Raw genomic sequence first — 22,547 nt, 5'->3', positions numbered from 1 at the left:
TGAATCCATCGTTCCTTCAAAAAAAATGCCGCCAGTGTCGAAAGATAGGTTAACTCATTTAGCGGAGAGTTTCTGCTCCACGATTTCAAACGGTACCGCCGGCAAAGCGCCCAGCGAAGGCCGGAACTTGCCCATCCCGGGCTTGGTCTTGGCTGGCGCGTTCGGAAATTTCCCCGCGAAGGCCGTGAAAATCAGGTTTCCTTTCAGACCGGGTTTGGCTTTGGCACCATCGCACTGCAAAACAATCTCCGTGCCTTCGCCCGCCGGCGCGATGTTTTTGATGGAGATGCCTTCCGGCGGCTCACTTAATTCCAAGTCTATCTTGCCAACAAACGCAGAGATCAGCGGGATGCCAACCTCGAGGCGGGCAGTGCCGCCAGCAGGGATTTTCACCGGGGTGGCACTCAGTATCCTCACAGAGCGCTTGGCCATGTAGCGGCCAAACACATCCACTTTGAATTCCTGGGCGGGCACCAGATGCCGATAGGCAAACGCCTGCATCATATCATCCGCCGGCACGCCAAGGCGAGTCACTGTCCGCCCCTGAAGAGTGGCGGTGCCCACCAGATGAAGGCTGACCGGGTAGTCCTGAGTGATTGCCGGTGCGGTGAGGGTGAGCCGCACCTGATCCTGCCCAGCCGGCACTTTGGCGCCAGTCAGCGTGAACCCCGCCGGCGCATCTTTGAGCACCAGCGCGATTTCATTGCTGAACCCGTCCTTGCGCAACGCATACACCGTGATCGGCACCGAAGTCCCACCGCGCACACTGACGCTCGAGGGCACCACACGCAACGCAAAGTCGGGTTGCGGTGCGCTGACGCGCAGACGATAGGCAAATTCGGGGCCGCCTTTGCGCTGGGCATCGCCAAGGTACAGGTAGTAGGTGCCGTTCGCCGGCAGGGTGGCGCGCAGAAAGGAATCCGCGTGATGCGTGTTCAAGCCCGATCCTTTATCCTCGTGATCATCATTAAAGGCGAGTTGCTTGCCGGCGGCATCCGTCAGCTTGAGCATGGAATCCAGCGGCGAATTGAGCCGGCGCGCAAAGACTTCAGCGACGATCTCGCTGCCAGCCTTGCCGTCAAAGCAGAACACGTCCCAATCGCCCGGCGCGCCAATCCGCCCGTTGACAATGACTGGCAGGGTGATCCGCTGCGGGGATTCCGAGGTGTTCGGCTCCCGCTCCAGGCATTCCGGCAGGTTATCCACCATGAACGGCACACGGTTGATGACCCGGTCTTCTTTGCGCAACGCCAGCGAATGAATGCCCGGCTCCAAGTTCGAGGCATCCTGCACAATATTGGTCACCGGCAAATTCCAGCCTTTCAGTTCAACGCTGGTTTTACTTCCAACTGGACCGCCCAGCGGGAAGATGCCCGTCACGAACGGCAGTTCCCCCAAAGTAATACGGTAAACGAAATCCTCGCGTCCGCGATAGATGGCATCCTTCACCTCGACCATGTACTCGCCATCACGCGGTATCTCGAAATAGAGGACCGGGTCAGGGTTGCATTGGAAATCATCGTCATAGGCGAGTTCCTTGCCTTTGGAATCAAAGAGCGCCAGCGTGGCCTGAAACCAGCCGGGCACCGCATCGGGGAGATATGGAATCAGTTGCCGCGCGCGCGCCACAACAACCAGCCGCGTCCCTTTGCGCGCATAAAACCGGTAGTGGTCCACAGCCCCGGGCATAATCTGCCCGTTCACGGTGGCGGGCAGAGTGATCTGGGTATCCGAGCCGATATAGCGGGTCTGGTCCGTGGTCTTTTTCTTGAACGATTTAAAGTTTCCCTTTTCCTCGGTGGGTTTTGCATTCTTCTCCGCGTACTCGGTCAGTTGGCTAACAAAGAAAATCAACGGATTCGACAGTCCAAACGGCGTGCCCAGCCGCACCTCACGTTCACCGGGTTCCGCATCCGGTGCGATGGTGACTTGCACGGTGGCAACCTCGTCAATCGCGGGATTTCCTGGCCGCTTGGGCGGGTTTTTAAACATTTTGGCCCGGATTTCCTCGATCTGTTTCTCATCGGCGGCCGTCCAGGTGGCGGTGGTCTTTCCCGAGCGCTTCGAGCTTTTGGTGGCCTCGCTCTTTTTATCCTGCAACTCCTTGATTTCATCGCGCAGTTTGGTGAACTGACCAACGCTCAACGGCTTATTGAAATCCACCACCTTGACCTGCACCCCGCCGCCGCAGATAAACGCATTGGTGACGCCCTCGAGATACTGGCCACCGACCTTGACCTGGAACGTGGTTCCCTGGCGACCACCGGCGGGAAACACATAGCCAATGCGTGGCGTGATCGGTTGCGCCAGCAGCACCATCCCCTGCCCCAGCATTAACACCAGCATCACCCCGGCTTGCCGCCATTGGTTTAAACGCATAGCAAAAGTCATCACTTAAACGATTTCTTTCAAAAGGCCACCCAAATTCACGCCATCCTTGGGCGTTGGCAGCACCCGCACCACCTCACCCATGGGATGCGGCAGTTGCCCGTTCGTATCAATCCCGAGCAACTGGTACATGCTACCAATCAGGTCCGCCGGATAGACTGGCCGATCCTTGACCGCCTCGCCTCTCGCATCCGTGGCACCCACGACGTGTCCGCCCTTAAAACCGCCGCCGGCCACCAATGCGGAATAGGCCGAGCCAAAATGCCCGCGTCCACCGCTCCAAGGCGGCTCCCACTGCACCTTCGGAGTTCGGCCAAACTCGCCGCAGCACCAAACGATGGTACTATCGAGCAACCCGCGATCCGACAAATCTTTCAGCAGCGTCGCCAGCCCTTTGTCCAGTTCCGGCAATTTCCGGCGCATGGCTTGAAAATGCTGTTTGTGTGTATCCCATCCTTTGTAATTGATGGTCACATAGGGCACCCCGCGTTCAACCAACCGACGCGCCATCAGGCAGGATTGCCCAAAGGTGTTGCGCCCATAATCATCGCGTAGCGAGTCTTTCTCCTGTGAGGGATCAAACACCTTGCCGGCGTCGCCCAAAATCAAATCGTACGCCTGCTTCTCGGATTGCTCCAAAGCGGCCATTTGCGCGTCACCAGGATTGCCGTGCTCCAGGAAATTCAGCTTGCTCAGCAAATCCCGGCGCTCCTGTTGCCGCCGATCACTGATGCCGGGCGCGATCACCCCCTCCACCACGAACCGGGATTGGCCCGGGTCGCCACCGGTGGCAAACGGTTTATAACGCGTGCCCAAAAAGCCGGCCTCGGAAAAACGCCCCTGCAATTCGGTCAACACCACATATGGCGGGATAAGCCCCTTGTAGCCGGCTTCATACCCTTTGAACAGCGACACCACCGCCCCCATGCTGGGAAACACCAACCGATCCCCGGACATTCGCCCGGTTTGCGTTGTATAAGAGGCGGTCTCATGCGCATTCACCCCGTGCGTCATGCTGCGGATGAGGGAATACTTGTCCGCTTGCTTGGCCAACAACGGCAGCAGCTCATTGATCTGGATGCCGCTGACATTGGTGGCGATGGGTTTGTCGAACTGCCCGCAAATATCGTTGCCAGCGGCCGGCTTTGGATCGAACGTATCAATGTGACACGCGCCGCCCCACAGCCAGATTTGGATAACTGACTTGGCCTTGCCATTGGCAGCCGCTTGCAGCCTGGCCCGGCCCAACCCCGGAGCCGCCAGCGCCGTCGGCCCAAGCGAACCCGCCAGCAACAACCCCGCTGCGCCCAGCAGCCCTCGCCGGGCAGCCTCCCGCCGGGACATCGGCAAACATTGGCTCATCCGATTCACATCCACAAACATCGGCTTCGCGTCGAAAGTTGGTTCCATATTCATAATTGGCCTTACGCCACTAATGGCCACATGTCTTGCCGTGGTTTGCTTAAACCACCAAAATAACCTGCCTGCAACCATTGTATGGCATACTATTGTTGACGTTGCGCAACAAGCAGAGGTTACAATTTTAGTGCCGGGCTGATGACGGGGCGGCATCAAACGCTTCGGTTACACCCGCATACAACGGCGTGTAAAACTGAAAAATTACCAAATAATTGCTTTGACCTTGACCGGCTGATGGGAAAAATTAGAGGTGAAGTTTATGGAAACAAAAAAACGGCAGCACATATTGATCGTTGACGATGAGGAATCCATCCGCACGGTTCTCGCGAAATTCCTCGGGAGTAAAGGATTTGACACCACAACTGCGGAGAGTGTGCAAGCCGCACAGCAAGTGTTGAGCACCAAGTCCTTTGATCTGGTGGTGTTGGACGTCCAATTCCCGGATGGCGACGGTCTGGACTTTCTGGAGGAAATCCACCAGCAACTTCCCGAATTGCCGGTAATCATTTTGACGGGCTTGGGCTTTCGGGAAGACCTACTGCAAAGAGCCAAGGCATTGGGGGCCAAGGGTTTTGTCAGCAAAACATTGCCGGTCCACCAAATGTTTATGGAAGTGCGCCATGCGCTGAAAATCCGGTAAAAATTAGATTCGATTACACTCTTACTCCACTCCAAGCATTTCGGGCGTGACCAGCAGACGAATGGAACGCGCCTGGCCGGGAACCCGGGAAATTAATTGTTTTGCTTCGAGCCGCTGTATCATATTGTTGACCGAGGGAGCGGAGACGAGGAAGTGGCGTTGAATATCTGATTCCGCTGGTGAGCCGCCAAATCGTTGCTGGTATTTGTAGATGAATCTCAAGTAGTTTCCCTGCGTTTTGGTGAAAAATGGGGTCGCGTTTGCACTGGGCTCAGGTCGCACTGCTACCGTTGGCAGGCTGCACCGATGCTGGTCGTCGCCTTCTGTGCCGTCCCTTCCCGCCAAAGCTTTCTTCAACAAATTTGCAAGGTGAAACGCTTGTCCGCGCGTCAGATTAACGCGAATTTCCTGAGCGGGCTCTCCTTCGAACAACGTCGGCGCTTTGCTCAAACATAGCGACACCCCGGAATTATCGGTGGCGCCCGTTAGCGGCTGAACCGCAACGCTCCATTTGGTCTCGTTCATGGGAACCTGGATTTTAACGTCTTTTTACTTTTGACCGGTTTGGTTTTGGCGGCTTTTTTCTTCGCCTTTCCGCCGAGTTTGGCCGGGAGAATGGATGCTGGTTTGGTCTTCTTGCGCACGGCCGGTTTGGCGGGCACGGATTCCGCAGTAGGTGTCGGAACTGGAGCGGAGTTGGTTTCCGTGTCCAATTCGATGCCAAATACGGCTCCAATTTCGCTTTCCGCCAATTCTGCGCCTGCCGTGGCGGTCTTGGCGGCGAGGTCGGTGGCGGTTGCCGCATGGGTAAGCAGGTCCGCGTGATTTACCGAGCGCAGCACAAACAATAATTCCGGATTTTCATCCAAACGCGCGCCCACGCCATACAACACGGCGGCGACATGTTTGCACATGTTGGCCCAGTCGGGGCAGGAACACTTTAACTTGATCTCTTGAGGGGAGGGGAAAAGCCCGGTCTCCCGGCGGGTGATCACGTTCATCACGCTGTCCGAGAATCGGCCTTGCAGCAGTTCCACCAGCGAGCCGATGCCACCGGCACATTCCCGGCACAGGGCTTGCCACTTCTTTTGCGCCGCCGGAGTGATATCGATGTTAATGCGATAAAGCTCCGACCCGCTGACGATGGCTTCGATTTTGCCAGGGAAAATATCCAGATGCACCACGGAACCATTGCGGACGTACGTGCGGCCACGCGGCAGCCGATTCTCGTAATCCATGTACGATTCCAGGTTATCACACCAAGACTTGCCCCAAAAGCTATGGGCAATGGTACGACCACCGATGGTGACCGGGCGGATGGTTTGGCCTTTTTTTGCGAGTTTAGCCATTTCACGCTGCGCTTTGATGCGGCGTGCGGCGACGGATACGTAGGGTCTGAAACTGTACCAGCTCATGCTTTTGTCTTTATGCTTCAGTTGCCCGGCGCAAGTCAAGCGCAACAAAGCGCATCAGTTCGTCATTGTTCATCTCGGTAAGCATCCGCTCGCCGCCGCCTTCCAGCAATTCGTTCGAGAGCGATTTTTTATCCTCGATCAACTGGTCAATCCGCTCCTCGATGGTGCCGCGACACACAAATTTATGCACCAGCACATTCCGTTTCTGGCCAATGCGAAACGCGCGGTCGGTGGCCTGGTTCTCCACCGCCGGATTCCACCAGCGGTCAAAATGAATCACGTGCGCCGCCTGGGTCAGGTTTAACCCCGCGCCTCCGGCCTTGACGGTCAGGAGAAAAAACGGCGGCCCGTCATCCCGCTGAAACGCTTCCACCAACTTGCGCCGCTGGGCCACCGCTGTGCCCCCGTGCAACACCAATCCCGGCCGGCCGAACACCCCGGCCAGGAACTCCGCCAGCGGATCGGTGATCTCGCGAAACTGGGTGAAGATCAGCGCCTTTTCCTGCCGCGCGGCAATTTCCTCCGCCAGTTCCCGCACCCGCGCAAACTTGCCGCTGGCTTCCGGCGAGTAACCGCCATCCCCCAGCCATTGCGAGGGATGATTGCAGATTTGTTTAAACCGCATGATCGCCGCGAGCACCAAGCCCTTGCGCTGGATGCCACCGGTGTTTTCGATTGCTTCCGCCAGCGTCTGTACGGATTGCGCGTACAAGGCCGCCTGCGGTTTGGTGAGTGAACACCAGGCTCGGACCTCGGTTTTCTCGGGCAGATCGGAAATCACCCGTTTATCAGTCTTGAGCCGGCGCAAGAGGTATGGATGCGTCACCGTGCGCACCGGGGTGTAATCGGGACGCCCCGCCTTCTCCTGGGTGCGGATAAATTGCGTAAAGGCGGAGGCATTCCCGAGCAAGCCGGGATTTAAGAAATCAAAGATGGACCACAGATCCGCCGCCCGATTTTCCACCGGTGTGCCCGTGAGCGCGAAACGGCTGACGGCCTGGATGGCTTTGACGGCCCGGGTTTGTTTGGTGCCGGGATTTTTTATGGCCTGTGCCTCGTCCAAAATGGCCAGATCCCATTTTTCTTTCAACATGTCCTCCTGCCGGTTGAGCATTCCGTAGGTCGTAATCACCAGCTCAAATTGCCGGCTGGCCGCGAGGGAAAGCGAGGCGTCTTCCGAGGGATGCAGAATGCAAAACTTGAGCGAGGGAGCGAACCGGAGAATTTCGGCACGCCAGTTGGCGAGCAGCGAAGCCGGCACCACCAAGAGACTGGGCAGACGCGCTTCCACGAACTCCGCCTTGCGTTTGAGCAACAGCGCCAGCACCTGGATGGTTTTTCCCAAGCCCATGTCATCCGCCAGACAACCGCCCAAACCCAACCGTGAAATAAACCAAAGCCAGTTCACCCCCGTGGCCTGGTAGGGGCGCAACTCCGCGTGCAGCCCCGGAATGGTTCCAGCGGCGGGAATCCGGGTGGGATCGCGCAATTCCTTGAGCACCGTATCCAGCCATTGCCCCGCTTGAATGCCCGTCCACTCCGTGTCGGCAACGGTATTCTGAGCCGCTGCGGTGGCATTCTCACCGGGACGAAACCCAGCCAGCAGCCGCATGCCTTCAAAAAATGTCAGGCCGTCGTTGCGAGCCATGCTTTCCACCTTTTTCCAATGCGCCAGCGCCGCTTGGAGTTTTTCGGGGTTCACTTCCACCCACTTGCCGCGCACGAAGGCCAACCCCTCACTGGCTTTCATTAACTCCTGCCACTCTTTCTCCGTGAGTGGTTCCCCCTCCAGCGTCAGGCTGGCCGAAAAATCCAGCAACGTTTTCGTGCCCAAGCCCGCCCCTTTGGATTCCCCCACCCGCACGCTCACTTGGGGACGCGCCGGACGCCCGCCTTTCCACCAATCCGGCAGCCGCACAATCACCCCGGACGCCTCGAACAACGCCGCATCTTTCAAAAACCGGTACGCCTCGGCGGGCGACCACGGCAACGGTTTGAAGATCCGGCCCGACTCGACTAATTCTTTGGCTAAGGCGCTTTTTTCGGACGCTTTTTGAATGGGCGAGAGCAAATTTAACAACGCCGGTTTGTTTTGTGTCCCGGCATATTCTTGAAGGGCTCGCCCCAACGGCAAGTGTTGCACCCGCGCTTGGTTCGATAAGCGCGACGCATAACTGGCCATGAACGCAAAGGGATGCGTGGGGTGATTTTTATTTTCCGCCAGATGAAACGTCACCCGCCCCACCATGCGCCACAGCGGATGCTGTTCCCGTAACCAGGCGGCGGCCCCCTCCTTGTGCCGCAGCATTTCGCCCCGGGCCAATTCATCCAGCCCGGTCCAAAACGCAACCAGCCCATCGGGATTCAAATATTCACCACCGGTCATGAGCGGCGCGGTATCCATCCACGCCAGCAACTCTGAGTCCGACGGCGGCGGCAGCGGAACGATGTCCCGCGCCTGTTCCAATCCGGGCGTGTGACACAAACGCGTAAAATAATTCCGGCCAAACTCCCGCCACCAAGTCGCCGCCACCGGCAACACCGTATTCAATTCCTGAGTGGCCAGATGCAGCAGCCCATGCGCCGGGGACTTCCCCAGCGCGGTTTCCAAGCGTCGCGCGGCGGCAGCATCCTGCCAGGGAGAATTCACTGGCACCGGCGTGAGCAACAGCAGTCCGTGCGGGGACAACCCCAGATCGCTGAAACCCGCCGACTCGGCTGGCCTCACTGGCGGGGCGCTCTCAAAAAGATCATCCACATTCATGCCGATTGGCTTACGGCAGCGCCGACCGGCTGTCGAGCGAAATGCGAGAATGCAATGCCTTGTTTTTTGCTTTCTTCCGATTGCCGGTTTCCTTTACGCTCCCCGCCATGTCTGATACCGCCACGTTTGAGTCGTTCCAACGCGAGCTGAACCGTCTGGTTGACACGTTCGGACGGAACCTGGTCGCGTACAAAGGCTCAGGCTACGACGAAGCCAGCCTGCGGCAGGAATTCCTCAACCCCTTCTTTCGCGCCCTCGGCTGGGACATGGAGAATAATGCCGGTCTGATCCCCCAGCGCCGCGAAGTCGAGGTGGAGAGCCGCACGGATAGCGGTCGCGCCGACTACCTCTTCCGCATCAAGGCTCAACCGCGTTTTGTTTGCGAGGCCAAACGTCCCGCCGAGGAGCTTCCCCCGCACGCCCACCAAGCCAAGGGTTATGCGTGGACCATCGGCGTGCCACTCGTGGTGTTGAGCGATTTCGAGGAGTTGAACATTTACATCGTTGGCGGTGAACCCAAGCTGGACGAACCATTGATTGGCCTTTGGAAAACGTATCACTTTCGGGACTACGTTGCCAAGACGGGTGAACTCTGGGACTTGCTCGCGCGCGATCAGGTGGCCAGTGGCAGCATTGAACGGCTGATTCAATCGCTGCCAAAGAAGCCCTTAAAACTGGGCAAAGGCCAGTTCGTCATTCGTCCCGATCCAACGCAGAATTTCGATAAAAAGTTTCTCGACTTTCTGGACGGCATGCGCCGTTCCCTGGCCTCCGACCTCATCCGCCATAATGACCGTGCCGACCTGCTCGAAGGCACGCGGCTCAATGAAGCCGTCCAGTGTATCCTGGACCGGCTCCTGTTCATCCGCATCTCCGAGGCGCGCGGCATTGACATGGGCACCAAGCTGGAATCGTTGTTGGAAACCTGGCGACGACGCCAGGCAAAGCAGGACGCTCCCAGCGGGCTTCGCGAGGAACCGCCCGCCAACTGGGGTAGTGCGGGATTGGCTACTCCCAAAGGGACACTCTGGCATTCGGTCGTCCGGCACATTCGCGGGTTGGACCGGCGGCCGCCCTCGCACGTGCCGTTTTTCAACGGCAATCTGTTCAAGCCCCATTTCAGCGAGGAACTGGTCGTGGACGATGGTTGGCTCGCGGATTTTCTCGATCAAATTTGCAACGCCTACTCCGCGTACAAGTTCGGCTATGTCCCGGTGGAAATCCTCGGCACCATCTACGAGCGGTTCCTCGGCAAAATCGTCCGCCCGCATGGTCGCGGGGCGGTCATCGAGGAAAAGCCGGAGGTGCGCAAGGCGGGCGGGGTTTATTACACCCCGCGCTACATTGTGGAATACATTGTGGAGCAGACCGTGGGTGTACTGCTCGCCGACAAGAAGCCGGAGGAAACACTGCAACTCCGTTTTCTGGACCCGGCGTGCGGCTCCGGCAGTTTCCTGCTGCGGGTGTTCGAGCGGGTGTGCGAACACTGGCAGCAATGGCTCATGGACCATCCCGGCAAGCGCAAGCCGGATTGGTGTTGGGTGGAAGAAGCGACCAACGCGCTCCACCTGACCGCCCGACTCAAACGGCGAATTCTGCGAGAGACCATTTACGGGGTGGACCTCGACCCACAGGCAGTGGAAGTGACCCAACTCTCCCTCTACCTGAAAATGCTGGAAGGCGAGACCAGTGCCACGCTCCAGCGCGAGCAGGATCTATTCGGGGGCGAGGAAGCCATCCTGCCACCGTTACAAGACAACATCAAATGCGGCAACTCCCTCATTGCCTCCGATTTCTCGATGATGCCCGAGGACCTCGTGCGCGTGCGCGCCTTCGACTGGCCCGTCCAATTCCCCGCCATCATGAAAGCGGGCGGGTTTGATGCGGTGGTGGGGAATCCGCCTTATATCCGCATTCAGACAATGCAAGAGAGTGATGCAGAGTCCGTGTCCTATTTAAATCAAGCTTATGCAGCAGCGAAAAAAGGAAACTACGACATTTACGTCTGCTTTGTTGAACGGGGTCTCGGTTTAATAAATGAAAACGGCCTGCTTGGATTCATCCTGCCACACAAGTTTACCAACTCTGAGTATGGCCAACCACTCCGCGATATCATTGCGAACGGGAGAAATTTGACGGAACTTGTTCACTTCGGTGCACAACAAGTCTTTGAAGGCGCGACCACCTACACATGCCTGATGTTCCTGCGGCGAAAAGGGCCGGATGCCTTCCACTATGTGCGGGTGGATAACCTGAAGGAATGGATTGAGAAGCATACGGCAACCGATGCCGCTATTGAGATGGCAAAAGTCACGGCACAATCATGGTCGTTTAGCGTAGGCCGCAGCGCCAAACTGGTTGACCGACTCAAAGCCTACTCCCCCCGACTTGGAAACATTGCGGACATCTTTGTCGGCCTCCAAACCAGCGCGGACGATGTGCTCGTCTTGGAGTTTGTGGCGAAGCGCGGCAATCTGTTTGCTTTAAAATCCAAGGCGCTGGGCGTAGAAATCGAGCTTGAACAGGAGTTCCTTCATCCGCTGGTGAGTGGAACGGATATCCAAGGATACGATCGCTTTGATGGCCGGCAGTTCATTCTATTTCCGTATTCGGTTTCCAACGAGAATGCGACCCTCGTTCCATTCGCGGAAATCAGACGTCGAGCGCCGAAAACAGCGAAATATCTTGAAGCCAACCGCAAGCGGCTCGAAGGAAGAGAACGAGGAAAATTCGCGGACTCAGAGTGGTATCGCTTCGGAAGAAGCCAGAACTTGGGCATTCAGGAGCGGACAAAAGTTTGTGTGCCTCGTTTAGTGGACCGTCTTTGTGCTGCCTTCGATGCCACGGGTAGGAACTACCTCGATAATGTTGACGTCGGGGGGGTGACCTGGAAGCCGGGGAACGAACGGCACGATCTTCGTTATCTCACCGGCCTGCTCAACTCCAAACTTCTGGCCTGGTTTTTTCCTAACGTCAGCGCGCCATTCCGTGGCGGATGGATGAGCGCCAACCGGCAGTTTCTTTCCCAACTTCCTTTCCGAAAGATTGACTTTGCCACCCCCACCGACAAAGCCCATCACGACAAGTTGGTGGGTTTGGTGGACAAGATGCTGGCGTTGACGCCGAAGTTGCGCGCGGCCAGGACGGACGCGGAGCGGGCGTCGTTGCAGAATGCCGTCACCGCCACGGATCAACAGATTGACGCGCTGGTATATGAATTGTACGGCCTCACGCCGGAGGAAATCGCGCTAGTGGAAGGCAGCGAGAAAGCATGAGCGGTGGACCGCCTTTAAAATACCCTCAGAACATGAACTTTTACCAACCAACAACCGGTCATTAAAATACGCACCTTGCCGAGAATCGAGGCTCTCTTATGATATGCAAAAATTTATGAAATCATTCTATGCGGTCAGCTTGATGGGTCTGCTTGCGGGTACGTCCCTGGTGGCTGCTCCCTTCCAATGGGGCATCAACGGCCACACGGTGTCGCAGGAGGCGTATTTCCATGTGCCAATAACAACGCAGTTGGACCTGGTATCCGAACTCGGGGCGGGCTGGTACCGGATGGATTGGGGGGCGAAAACGTTCCAGGGTAGCACCGCCCGGATGGATGAACTGGTCGCGGAAGCCGGCCAACGGCAGATCCAGTTATTGCCGGTGCTGTTTGCGTCGCCCGGAGGACGTAGCAAGCAGGCGACTCCCGAGCAGATTCGCGCGGCAGCCACCACCTATGCCCAAGCGGTGGTTTCCCATTACAAGGGCAAGATCACGCATTGGGAATTGAGCAACGAACTCGAAGCCCATGCCATGATTCGCAAGGGGGAAACCTCCCGCAGCGGGAAGCTTTGGAAATGGGACGGCGATCCGGACGGCAGCAGCCCGGATCACTATGAGGAAACCCGGTATCAGCGGGCCAAGGCGGAGATCCTTGGATTACAGGAGGGAGTAAAGGCGGCGGACCCGAATGCGCGCACGATTGTGGATACGGCCGGGTGGCTGCATTTTGGATTCATTGAGCGGCTGGTGCGGGAGGATCGCGTGCCGTTCGATATTCTGGCGTGGCATTGGTATTCGGAAATGGGCGACCTGACCAAGGTGCAAGGCAAACTGAATCTGGTGGAGCTGCTGAAAGGGTTTGGCAAACCGCTGTGGATTACGGAAATCAACCGGCGAGATGGCAGCAAAGGCGGCAAGGAAGCGGAGCAGGCGGAATACGTCCGCAAGGTGGCCACCCAATTACGCGCCACACCGGGCATTGAGGCCGTGTTTTTTTATGAACTGCTGGATCAGCCCTACTTCGGCAAGGATAATCCAGAATCGCACTACGGGCTCGTGGAAGTGGTCCGGGGCAGCGATAAAAAGTGGCAAGTAAAACGGAAAAAAGAGGCTTTTGCGACGGCCAAGACGGGAATGACTGATTAATGAAGCACATTTGGCCCAACTTGGAGTAAAGTTTGAATTTTTACTGGAATGCGAATATTTTACCGAACAGTAAGAAATGCTATTTTCAGTAAAAATACATTTAAGCTGCATTCCGTCATCAACCTCCAAAATATCCGTTGAACACTCTTATAAGCCGGATTGCGAGTCCATAACAGGAATGCCGCATGCGCAACTAAGAAGGCTTTCGCATCACCAGCAAGTGAATCTCGCGGCAGCAGATCCTAAGTCTGTCATGCAACCGAACGCAGGTAACCGACTGGCTAACACCATCTAGTATTACTATATTAAGTTATAACAACGCTCACATCCTCAAACTTGCGACCGCAGCAAAAACATAAGCCGACCGACTTCAGCAGCCACGGCCGCATCCTCGTCAACACTTGCTCCCACGTCACACTGGAAGTTTTTATTGCGTCCAGGAAAACCACCACCACAAACAGGTACGCCAGCACCGCCATGACCAAGTGGTGATGGAAGCCCAACCAACTGCGCCCTTCAAAGTGGTCCAGCCCCAAGTCGTCTTTCCCACGTTGAAAATATTGCTCGATGTTCCAGCGGGACCGGCTTAGCCGCAAGCTGCGGGTGACGGTGGGTGGGCGGTGCAGATGTTCCAGGCAGTAAGCAGGTTCCACCCGCTGAACTCCAACGCCTTATCAATCAGCATCCGTGAAAAGGCTTCATTTTGACCGTGCGGCATGGACCAGAGCCTGCGCAAGTTCCCCCCCCAGTTACAATCCAGAAGCTTATGGCGTCGAGAACCGTCCCGCCCGGAGGAGAAGGCGGCAATTCATACGGAATTCGGCAGCTTATCCAGGAATTTCTGGACCGACGTCCGACGCTCTTTTAGCATGGCTTTGAAATTCAAAGCTTCCGTATGGGCGATCTCATGATCGAGATCGGTAAGGCGCTTTTTCACTTCTTCTTTGAGGTGTTGTGCCTCTTCGTTGGTAAGTTCCAATTGAATCATAGTTTTATCCTTTGTGTATTAATACTGCTTCGACCAGCACAGACGTTCAGTGTGCCAATCACATCCAAATTCCGCCATCGGCACCCGGCGGGGGGACCGATGACAGTCGGCGCGTCCGTGATCGCGCGCTTCCTGCTCATATCTTGCCCAGCAGCAGCAGGACAATCAAAATGGTCAGAACCAATCCCAGTCCGCCGCTCGGGTAATACCCCCAACTCCGGCTGTGCGGCCAAGTGGGAAGTGCGCCGAGCAACATCAGAACGAGTAACACAATCAATATAGTTCCTAACATAATATTTCTTTCATGGTCTGAATGAATCCATACGCTCCGCCAGCAACGATGGTTAGCGGTCTGGTTTTCCGTTTCGGTTGAGTCGTCGGTTATTCATGACATGAGGAACATCGCTCATAATCCGTGCAGGTGCTATGGGGTGTAACCCTACCGGCAATGTTCCCGAGGCCGACTATTCTCCCTGAGTAAGAGGGCTTAAGGTGTCAAAGGAGGCAGTTGGAGTCCGTGAACCACCCTGCGAATGCTGCTGTATTTGAACAGTTCCGCGTAGCGTGCCCAGGCGACGACTGTGCGCAGGAGACGCAGTGGCCGCTCGTGCGGGAAGGTCAGGGCAAGTTGGCTCAAGACCACGGTTTCATCCACTTCGTTGTTCGCCGAGTGTTTCAGAGCTTGGACAAGGAGATCGAAGATATAAATGTTTCGCAGAGTCGCGTTAAGCAGTTGCTTGCGCGCGCCAATGTTGGCAGCGAGAAACGTGCGGCCAACGGCAGTCATTTCAACGCTGCCGCCCGGAGTGATGACCCAGCCCAGCAACTCGGCGGCTTTCACCACGAGGAGGAGTTGGGTTAATTCGATATTTACATGGCGCGCCAGCACGAACAGCTCCAGACTGCCTTCGTTCTCAAGGACCTCGAGCAAGCCGATGGCGCGACTGAGCGAGACGGGCGGAATGGACTGGATGGGCAACCGACCGGTGCCGGCGACCGCGGTAAGAGCTGGTTCGGCCGGCAACACCGTCTGGGTAATAAGCGCGTGGAGCTTCTGGTTGAGTGCCAGGAAATCCGGATGATGCTCGTCGCGCGGGTACGGCAAGGGGTTGTCGAGCACGGCACGAATGGTACCCGGATGAGCGCCCATCACCACCAGGCGCGTCGCCATGAAAACTGCTTCGCTAATGCTGTGCGTTACCATGAGGATGCTGTTTACCGTGGAAACCTTGCGGGTATAGAGGTCTATGACTTCGTTGCGCAACGTCTCGCTGGTGAGCACGTCGAGGGCACTGAACGGTTCATCCATGCAGAGAATCTCTGGTTCGACGGCCAGCGCGCGTGCCAGGCCAACGCGCTGCTTCATGCCACCGGACAACTCCTTTGGATAGGCTTCCTCCGAACCCGCCAAGCCCACCGTCTCAATCACCTGGCGCACGCGCTTTTCACACTCGGTGGCGGCCAACGCCAAATGGGGTAATCCGACCGCAATGTTCTGTTGCACAGTCAACCATGGGAACAGCGCAAAATTCTGAAATACCAAGGCAACCGACGAATTCAAGCCCAACTGCACATGACCACGATAAAAGATTTGACCCGCAGTCGGCTGTTCCAAACCAATAATGGCGCGCAGAAGCGTGGATTTGCCACAGCCCGACGGCCCCAGGATAGCGACGACTTCATGCTCGCGAATCTCAAGGTTGATGTCGTGGAGAATCTCCACACTTCCTCCCCCCGCGCCGGGGAAGGATTGAAACACGTTTCGAATTTCCAAAAGGGGCGTAGTCATAATCAGGTCTCCAAGGTGAAGCGGGTTTGCGCCCAGTGACTGAGCGGACGCCAGACGAGCCGGTTGAAGCCCACGACTGTCGCCGCCATGATACCCACAGCGGCGGCAAGAACGTGAAAGTCACCGTGTTCCGTCGCCTGGCTGATCGCCGCGCCCAACCCGGTCGTGCTGAGTATCTGGCCGTGATACTTCATGTATTCGGCGACAATACTGGCGTTCCACGCGCCGCCCATCGCGGTGATCCAGCCGGTGAGCAAGCTCGGAAAGATGCCGGGTAAAATGAGCTTCTGCCAACGATGCCACCACGAGAACCGCGCCAAGCGAGACACTTCCCAGAGTTCACGCGGAATCGCGCTGCTGCCGGCGATGACATTGAAGAGGATGTACCACTGCGTGCCCAACAGCAGCAATACGACGGAGCTGACTTTCAAGCCCACCCCGAAGGCCAGCATGCCACCGACGACCACCGGGAAAATCATCGGTGCCGGGAAACTCGCCGCCATCTGAATGACGGGTTGCAAGGCGCGCGACCAACGCGGATGACGGCCAATCATGACGCCCACCGGAATCGTCCAAAGCGAGGCCAACACCACGGCAAGGAGGACGCGCAGAAAAGTCGCCGCGGTGCTGCGAAGCAGATGAAGCCATTCACTGCCCGCAAGGTTCAGCAGTAGTTGAAAATACTTCACCACACCGAACACAACGACCGCGCCGATGGCGGCAACCAGCAGTCGTTTTGTCCAACGCCGCAAGCTCATCGCCCGGAAGCCGGGCACTTCGACGCGCGTCACTGGCGCGGCTGCGGGGGAACTGATCCGCCGCTGGAGGAAACTCAGCGCGTGCGATCCCGCATACCAAACCCGCGAACGGCGAATGCGTTCCCAAAGCCACGAACCAGAGGCGGCAACCGTTTCTTCATCGTTGAACTTGCGCGACCATGCCACCAATGGACGCCAGACCATCTGGTCCACGAATACAATCATGCCGAGCATCGCCAGCACGCCGAGCAGTTGGGCTAGTCCATCGCTTCGCTCGATGGCAAGACTCATGTATGAACCAAGTCCCGGCAGCCGGAAATCGTGTTCCCCCAGCACGAACGCTTCACTCACCATCAGGAAGAACCAGCCGCCAGCCATGGACATCATGCTGTTCCAAAGCAGCCCGGTTGCGGCGAAGGAGAGGTCGAGTTTAAAGAACCGTTCCCACCACGACATTCGGGCCAAGCGGGCGACCGCCACCAAATCCGGCGGCACGGACTTCAACGACGAGTAAAATGAGAACGTCATATTCCACACCTGTCCTGTGAATATCATCAGCACCGAGGCAATTTCGAGACCGAAGTTTTGATGAGGAAACAGGTGCACCAGTCCGAGCACGAATCCCGGTAGGAACCCCAGCACCGGGATGCTTTGTAGAATATCGAGCAAGGGCAACATCACCCGCTCCGCACCGGTCACCCGCGCCATGGCATAGCCATAGACCACGGTGAACAAGAATGAAACCCCGTAGGCAATGACACCACGCGAAAGGCTGAGCAATGCGTAGAGTGGCAGGTAACGCGCTTCCAAATGAATCTCCGGGACTTGTTGCAACGGGCCGCTCCACTCGCGGGCCACCGTGACGAGCGCATAGATGAACGCGGCCAGCAGGCCGACGACAGCCAGGTCAACCCAGCCGAAGGCCCGCGGTGTCCGGACCGATTGATGGTCAGTAACCACGGCAGCTCAGGCAATGAATTTGGCGATACCGGCCGCTACGACTGTGCTTTCGACATCACCACGCTCAACCGTAGCGGTGACATAGAGGATCTTGGCTTTGCCAAACGCCCAGTGATATCCAAACGCGCCGGCACCGACGACGATAAGTGCAACAATCAACCAGAGACTGCGTCGCTTCAAAAGAGTTGCAGGTTTAACATGGGCTTCCAAAGCGGATTGGGCAGCCGAGTTGATATTTACCGATTCCATTTTCCCCTAGTCCGTTCACACGACAGGTTGTGTTTTTTGCAACAGTATGCCCCCATAATTTCTAGTGTGCTCATGTACTCGGCATACCCGTGCCCCGGCGCGCGACCAATAGCAGTCCACCCATAATCGCAAGGTTTTTCAGGAAGTGAATCATCTGCATGCGCTGCTCCATGCCGGAAAATGACCAAAAGTTGTGAAATATAAGCGAGACGGGAACCAGAAAGCAAATCAGCACCAAGGCGCCAAAGCGAGCTTTGTACCCAAACAGAACTGACAAGCCCCCTCCAAGTTCGCAAAGAATGGCCATCGCGAGAAAGAACGGGATGGCGACCATCCCTTTCGAAGCCATATACTTGGTGGTGCCCGACCAGTCGCCGATTTTTCCGAATCCGCTGAGGATAAAGATCAGACTCAGCAGAATTCTCGCGAACAGTGTGAGCAATGGTTCAATTTTGAGGTTCATATTTTCCTTTTTTCCTTTGATCACCGGAGGCGCAGGAGAATAGAATCAGGATCGCTTCCTGCCAGAACCGCTTTTTTTCCACCGCCGCTGAGTTTGTTTACGGTGGCCCAAGCCCGTGCTTCTGCGATTTTCGTGCTGACCCCCTTTTTCTCGTAACCGGCTTCAATGTGCTCCGCTTGACGCTTTTGCTTGTCAGTATAGCTGGATTTATCGCCTTGAGGCATACAAGTAAATGTTAAGCTGACAGCCGGTTTTTGCATCCGGCTGCGCTCGGTTGTGTACCCGCACCCAACGGCTGGCGCGCTCAGTCTTCCACGGTGAAACCGACTTTGATGGTCACCTGCCAGTGATCCACTTTTCCCTTGGTGATATTGCCGCGCGTTTCGACCACCTGAAACCAGGCCAGGTTCTTGATGGTGCTGTGCGCACGTTTAATGGCCTTCTCAACCGCGTCCTCAATGGAAGTGGTTGAGGTGCCGGTGAGTTCGATGAGTTTATAGACGTGGTCTTTCATGTTTGGTTCTTTCGATATTCGTTTATCCGTTCCATGCTCATTTACAGCAGCAGGATGAGCAGGATTCTTTGATGACCTTTTCGATCGTTTCACGGGTTTCACCAGTGCGCTTCTGAATGCGGCCCAATAGTTCATCGTGCTTGCCTTCGATGTATTGGAGATCGTCATCCGTGAGCTTGGCCCACTTCTGTTTGAGCTTACCCTTGGTGATGTTCCAGTCGCCCTTAATTTCGAGTGTGTTCATGATAGTTTGGTTTGTTTTCGTTATGGATGGCAAAGTGTTCACCATCACTGATTGCAGACAGTACACGATCAGCCGGCCTGAAGCTATGGGGTATAACCCTACCCGGTGAATTTCATAAAACCATCCTTGACGCGCAGGTAGGGCTCGGGTTGAAAACAGAGAGCGCGGAGGAACACCGGGGCAAATGATGTTTTCGCAGTTTACAGCTCCACAGGCTTTGCACAGACCACGGCGTCAGTCGCGGTTCGACTGCGCCAGATTTCCAATAGAACCGTGGTAACCGTGAGGATCACGGGGCCCAGAATGAGCCCAGACGGGCCAAACAGAATCAAGCCTCCGACCAACGACATAAAGACAGGGATGGTGTGGAGTTTCAACCGATTTCCCACCAAAATGGGACGAAGCAGATTATCAATGCCACCGACAACAATCATGCCCCACAAGGTGAGCATCAGGGCTTGTCCCCAACTGCCTTCCAACGCCAGAAACAGGGCTGCCGGTATCCAAACGACAAAGGCTCCCAAAACCGGTACCACCGCCAGCAACGCCATCACCATTCCCCAGAGCAACGGCGCCGGCAACCCCAACCACCAGAACATCAATCCGCCCAATAGGCCCTGCACGGCGGACACGGCCAGAGTTCCGTAGATTGTGGCGTAAATGGTGTCATTAACCCGCCCAAACAGCCGGTCCATTTCGATTTCCGAGAGTGGCGACAGAGATTGAAGTGACTGGAGCGCTGAACAACGATCACGGAGGAAAAAGAAAAGCAGGTAGAACGTCATGCAAAAACCAATCACCTGAACCACGGAACCCTTGACGATCGCCCCAGCGGCGCCGGTAAGCCATGCAGCAACCGTCTTAACCGTCCCCGGCAGGTCAATTTGCCGTTCGATTCGGTCGGCAAGAGAGGCCAGGCGCGGCTGGGCTTTGAGGGGTATTCGCCACTCGCCGGACTCGGCCTTCGCCTTAATGAGTTCCGCGCCTTTCGCTGCCTCTTGGACGAGCCGTTGTCCCACGAAGGTCGCTGGGATGACCACAATCAGGCCGACCACCAAAACGGAGACTGCCGCGGCCAGATTGGGTCGCTTGAGTTTTAACTCAAGCCACCGTTGTAATGGACTGAACAAGACTGCCAACGCCAGAGCCCAAGCGAGCGCTGACAAAAACGGCAGTGCCAGCCGGTAGCAGAGATAGATTCCGCCAGCGGTTACCACCATCAGCACGAGCGTCTGGATATGGCTGCGTAAATCCCAGTCGTTCGTGGCGGGAACCGCAGTTGGATTGATTTCGCGTTGGTTCATTTTGGCGACATGGGTTGCCGGCCTTCAGTGAGTTGATGGTTATACTCTTTACTTTCATCTTGGCCTCCTGCGAAACGCCAGCCAGAGAGTAGAGATCAGTCCCGCACCTTTAATCGCGGTTTTTATCCAGGACGGTTTCGCCTCAGCTTCCACAGGCTTGTCGCCCTGAAATGCCGTCACCCCGGCCACCAACGCCGCCGTCACGGAGGTAAATACGCCGATGCCTTTGGCGCGGGCGATGAGTGTGCGCACGCTGATCGTCACCTCCGCCATATCAATGACCAGTTGGGCGCGGTTAAGTTCGCTCTCTGCGAGCAACAGTTGCTTCCGCGGTGCCAGCGGGTTCAAGCGAGGGTGGTTTCCAAACATACACGGTCCTTTCGGAGTTGATCGAGCGTGGCGGAAAGCATCTGCCAGTCACGCAACAGTTTGGCAAGCCGTCGGTAAAGGCAAACCGCCGCTGCCCCATAGAGGCCGGTCAGCACCAGCAACGCCGCAACCCGCGACAGGTCCCACAACAAAACCACGATGACGCCGCTAAGCGCCCCGCTCGCGAGCAGACCAAACACCGCTACGCCAAGGGCCAACAGGAAGGCGTGCAGGAGGCGTTCGCGCTCCTCCTGCACTTCCACCATCAACAATTCGAGGCGGTTTTCCCCGATCGTCAACAACCTCCGGGCGAACTGTTTTGAGGTCGCACCGAGTTGTCCAAGGCTGAAGGTGGTTGGTTCCATGGCGGGATCAGTCACGGTTGCCCCGGCGAGCGATTAGATAACCGGCGAGCGCACCAACCCCAAACGCGATGGCGATGGCTGGATAGGGATGCTCATGCACGGCCTCGTCGGCCACTTTTGCACCGGCCACCGCCTTTTCGCGAACGCAGCCATACATTTCCTTGCCACGTTCCAGTGCGGCGGCCAGGCGTTTGCGGGCTTCCCCGACTTTTTCTCCGGCGACATCCGCCGTAGCGGTCATTAAGGCGCGTGCGTCGTCGGCCAATTGGCCCAAGTCATTACTGATTGCTTGTGTTTCTTTGTTCATAGGGTTCATTTTTGTCTTTATAATTTAACTGCTGCTCACGGTACGCCCACGGGGCGTGATTTGCTATGGGGTATTACCCTACCTCGGATGATGATTCGGTTTGACACGGTCACGTGTTCCCGGCTTGCCCTACCACATCGCGAGATAACGGGTTTGTCCGTTCTCAGCAACCTTGAGCGCGCGTCGCTAATCGGTACTGTTTCCTATGGCTTGCGCAACCGATAAAACGAGCTGCTCAGAGTCACTGGGACCGTTACATAAATTTGGCCATTGTTCGTGACGCGGTCTTCCAAGACGTTTGCCCAGGCATTGGAGATGACCAAGTCACCGTTCTGCTCCAGTACGAAGCCCGCGCTGTTGGTGGACCAAGATAAGACCACGGTTTTTTCAGGCTGCCCGCCAAGCACGATGTGCAACCACAGCGGCAGCGGTAAAACCTCCACCGAGGCATCGGTGTCTCCCACATTGCTCCACGACGCGGTGTACACATTTCCAAAGTTATATGCCTGCAGGAAGACTGTGGACAGTTGCGTCGTATGGTCCGGATGAGCCATATTTGCGCTGGTCTGGGTATGGACAAGCTGGCTATTCAAGTAGTAAGCCACGACAAAATTGTTAAAAGAAATGCGAACATCGTTCCAGCCAACATTCACAGGAACTGGCAGGTATGTCCATGCACCAACGATGTCATCACTCCAAACTCGCCAGGACACCGTGGGATTAACCGGGTTCGGATTCGTGGGATTATTGGTATCCCCAGCGAAAAGCCCAATCATGAAATAATCAGCGGAGGTTTGGTCGAGCAGTGGCCCGGTTCTCGCCCACAGATCAGAACCGAACGGAGCCGCCGAGCCATCGGCAACTTCCGCTGGAACCCACAAAGAGCCATAAACAGCCCAGTGAGTATTACTGCTTATCAACGCCTGGATTGCAAACCCTTGCACATCGAAGAAATCAGCCTGATAAGGCGCGGGACGATTAGTCGAACTTTCCGCCGGGTCCATGCCGATCTGAAGCACATGGGTACGCACCTGAAAAACCGGCGCATAGGTAAACGTGTGCGAGGCAAAGCGATCCGTCAACCAGCCGTTGGTTGAGGTGCTGAAATCGTTTGTGGTTGCCGACCGGGATTGGAGAGGGAATCCAATAATCAAAAGAAAAATCCCCCTAATCAATCGTCTTTTCATTT

At 56.5% G+C, this 22,547-nt stretch carries 23 protein-coding genes; 3 read left to right on the top strand and 20 right to left on the bottom strand.

Going from position 1 to position 22,547, the window contains the following annotated elements; translation table 11 throughout:
• Positions 1 to 54: 54 nt before the first annotated feature.
• Positions 55 to 2,379, bottom strand: coding sequence for a hypothetical protein (locus tag WCO56_04460; protein MEI7728796.1), 2,325 nt, complete (start codon positions 2,377 to 2,379; stop codon positions 55 to 57).
• Positions 2,380 to 2,394: 15 nt separating this feature from the next.
• Positions 2,395 to 3,804, bottom strand: a complete 1,410-nt coding sequence (locus WCO56_04455) for a DUF1501 domain-containing protein (protein MEI7728795.1) — start codon at positions 3,802 to 3,804, stop codon at positions 2,395 to 2,397.
• A 262-nt stretch (positions 3,805 to 4,066) separates the two neighbouring features.
• Between WCO56_04455 and WCO56_04450 the strand changes: the two genes are divergently transcribed.
• Positions 4,067 to 4,447: a response regulator gene (locus tag WCO56_04450; GenBank protein MEI7728794.1), complete on the top strand. Its 381-nt coding sequence runs from the start codon at positions 4,067 to 4,069 to the stop codon at positions 4,445 to 4,447.
• Between the two features lie 21 nt (positions 4,448 to 4,468).
• On the opposite strand, the gene WCO56_04445 is transcribed toward WCO56_04450, so the two are convergent.
• Genes WCO56_04445 through WCO56_04435 form a run of 3 tightly spaced genes read right to left on the bottom strand, consistent with a single transcriptional unit; the run spans position 4,469 to position 8,626 of the window.
• On the bottom strand, positions 4,469 to 4,972 hold the full coding sequence (locus WCO56_04445) for a hypothetical protein (GenBank protein MEI7728793.1): 504 nt from the start codon (positions 4,970 to 4,972) through the stop codon (positions 4,469 to 4,471).
• On the bottom strand, positions 4,969 to 5,862 hold the full coding sequence (locus WCO56_04440) for an SWIM zinc finger family protein (protein MEI7728792.1): 894 nt from the start codon (positions 5,860 to 5,862) through the stop codon (positions 4,969 to 4,971). The genes WCO56_04445 and WCO56_04440 overlap by 4 nt, the downstream gene beginning before the upstream one ends.
• 10 nt (positions 5,863 to 5,872) lie before the next feature.
• Positions 5,873 to 8,626: a DEAD/DEAH box helicase gene (locus WCO56_04435; GenBank protein MEI7728791.1), complete on the bottom strand. Its 2,754-nt coding sequence runs from the start codon at positions 8,624 to 8,626 to the stop codon at positions 5,873 to 5,875.
• A gap of 107 nt (positions 8,627 to 8,733) precedes the next feature.
• On the opposite strand from WCO56_04435, the gene WCO56_04430 reads away from it, so the two are divergent.
• Complete coding sequence (locus WCO56_04430) at positions 8,734 to 11,901, top strand: N-6 DNA methylase (GenBank protein ID MEI7728790.1); 3,168 nt, start codon at positions 8,734 to 8,736, stop codon at positions 11,899 to 11,901.
• Positions 11,902 to 12,016: 115 nt separating this feature from the next.
• Complete coding sequence (locus WCO56_04425) at positions 12,017 to 13,048, top strand: glycosyl hydrolase (GenBank protein ID MEI7728789.1); 1,032 nt, start codon at positions 12,017 to 12,019, stop codon at positions 13,046 to 13,048.
• Positions 13,049 to 13,353: 305 nt separating this feature from the next.
• On the opposite strand, the gene WCO56_04420 is transcribed toward WCO56_04425, so the two are convergent.
• The 15 genes from WCO56_04420 to WCO56_04350 all read right to left on the bottom strand — a co-directional run bounded on the left by WCO56_04420 (position 13,354) and on the right by WCO56_04350 (position 22,512).
• Positions 13,354 to 13,701 carry a transposase gene (locus WCO56_04420; protein MEI7728788.1) on the bottom strand — a complete coding sequence of 116 codons (348 nt, stop codon included), beginning with the start codon at positions 13,699 to 13,701 and terminating at the stop codon, positions 13,354 to 13,356.
• A gap of 155 nt (positions 13,702 to 13,856) precedes the next feature.
• Positions 13,857 to 14,036, bottom strand: a complete 180-nt coding sequence (locus tag WCO56_04415) for a hypothetical protein (protein ID MEI7728787.1) — start codon at positions 14,034 to 14,036, stop codon at positions 13,857 to 13,859.
• Between the two features lie 136 nt (positions 14,037 to 14,172).
• Positions 14,173 to 14,328 (bottom strand): DUF3309 domain-containing protein, encoded by a 156-nt coding sequence (locus WCO56_04410; GenBank protein ID MEI7728786.1) that lies wholly within the window; start codon positions 14,326 to 14,328, stop codon positions 14,173 to 14,175.
• A gap of 195 nt (positions 14,329 to 14,523) precedes the next feature.
• Positions 14,524 to 15,825, bottom strand: coding sequence for a nitrate/sulfonate/bicarbonate ABC transporter ATP-binding protein (locus tag WCO56_04405; GenBank protein MEI7728785.1), 1,302 nt, complete (start codon positions 15,823 to 15,825; stop codon positions 14,524 to 14,526).
• Between the two features lie 2 nt (positions 15,826 to 15,827).
• Entirely contained in the window at positions 15,828 to 17,543 is a 1,716-nt protein-coding gene (locus WCO56_04400; protein MEI7728784.1) for an ABC transporter permease subunit, read from the bottom strand.
• Positions 17,544 to 17,549: 6 nt separating this feature from the next.
• Positions 17,550 to 17,792 carry a hypothetical protein gene (locus tag WCO56_04395; GenBank protein MEI7728783.1) on the bottom strand — a complete coding sequence of 81 codons (243 nt, stop codon included), beginning with the start codon at positions 17,790 to 17,792 and terminating at the stop codon, positions 17,550 to 17,552.
• A 70-nt stretch (positions 17,793 to 17,862) separates the two neighbouring features.
• Positions 17,863 to 18,255, bottom strand: a complete 393-nt coding sequence (locus WCO56_04390; GenBank protein ID MEI7728782.1) for a DoxX family protein — start codon at positions 18,253 to 18,255, stop codon at positions 17,863 to 17,865.
• Positions 18,256 to 18,275: 20 nt separating this feature from the next.
• Positions 18,276 to 18,515 carry a hypothetical protein gene (locus tag WCO56_04385; GenBank protein ID MEI7728781.1) on the bottom strand — a complete coding sequence of 80 codons (240 nt, stop codon included), beginning with the start codon at positions 18,513 to 18,515 and terminating at the stop codon, positions 18,276 to 18,278.
• A 44-nt stretch (positions 18,516 to 18,559) separates the two neighbouring features.
• Positions 18,560 to 18,769, bottom strand: coding sequence for a dodecin (locus WCO56_04380; protein ID MEI7728780.1), 210 nt, complete (start codon positions 18,767 to 18,769; stop codon positions 18,560 to 18,562).
• A gap of 37 nt (positions 18,770 to 18,806) precedes the next feature.
• Complete coding sequence (locus tag WCO56_04375) at positions 18,807 to 19,013, bottom strand: CsbD family protein (GenBank protein ID MEI7728779.1); 207 nt, start codon at positions 19,011 to 19,013, stop codon at positions 18,807 to 18,809.
• Between the two features lie 200 nt (positions 19,014 to 19,213).
• The gene (locus tag WCO56_04370; GenBank protein ID MEI7728778.1) at positions 19,214 to 20,317 is read right to left on the bottom strand and encodes an AI-2E family transporter; all 1,104 of its coding nucleotides are present in this window, start codon (positions 20,315 to 20,317) and stop codon (positions 19,214 to 19,216) included.
• 54 nt (positions 20,318 to 20,371) lie between these two features.
• Positions 20,372 to 20,665, bottom strand: a complete 294-nt coding sequence (locus tag WCO56_04365; GenBank protein MEI7728777.1) for a hypothetical protein — start codon at positions 20,663 to 20,665, stop codon at positions 20,372 to 20,374.
• Entirely contained in the window at positions 20,662 to 21,066 is a 405-nt protein-coding gene (locus WCO56_04360) for a phage holin family protein (GenBank protein MEI7728776.1), read from the bottom strand. The genes WCO56_04365 and WCO56_04360 overlap by 4 nt, the downstream gene beginning before the upstream one ends.
• The gene (locus WCO56_04355; protein ID MEI7728775.1) at positions 21,059 to 21,358 is read right to left on the bottom strand and encodes a DUF883 family protein; all 300 of its coding nucleotides are present in this window, start codon (positions 21,356 to 21,358) and stop codon (positions 21,059 to 21,061) included. The genes WCO56_04360 and WCO56_04355 overlap by 8 nt, the downstream gene beginning before the upstream one ends.
• 203 nt (positions 21,359 to 21,561) lie before the next feature.
• Complete coding sequence (locus WCO56_04350; GenBank protein ID MEI7728774.1) at positions 21,562 to 22,512, bottom strand: hypothetical protein; 951 nt, start codon at positions 22,510 to 22,512, stop codon at positions 21,562 to 21,564.
• Positions 22,513 to 22,547: the final 35 nt, after the last annotated feature.

The sequence above is a fragment of the Verrucomicrobiota bacterium genome (assembly GCA_037139415.1).
Lineage (GTDB): Bacteria > Verrucomicrobiota > Verrucomicrobiia > Limisphaerales > Fontisphaeraceae > JBAXGN01.
The sequence above is the reverse complement of the archived record's forward strand: the minus strand, read 5'-3'. Positions and strand labels throughout refer to the sequence as shown.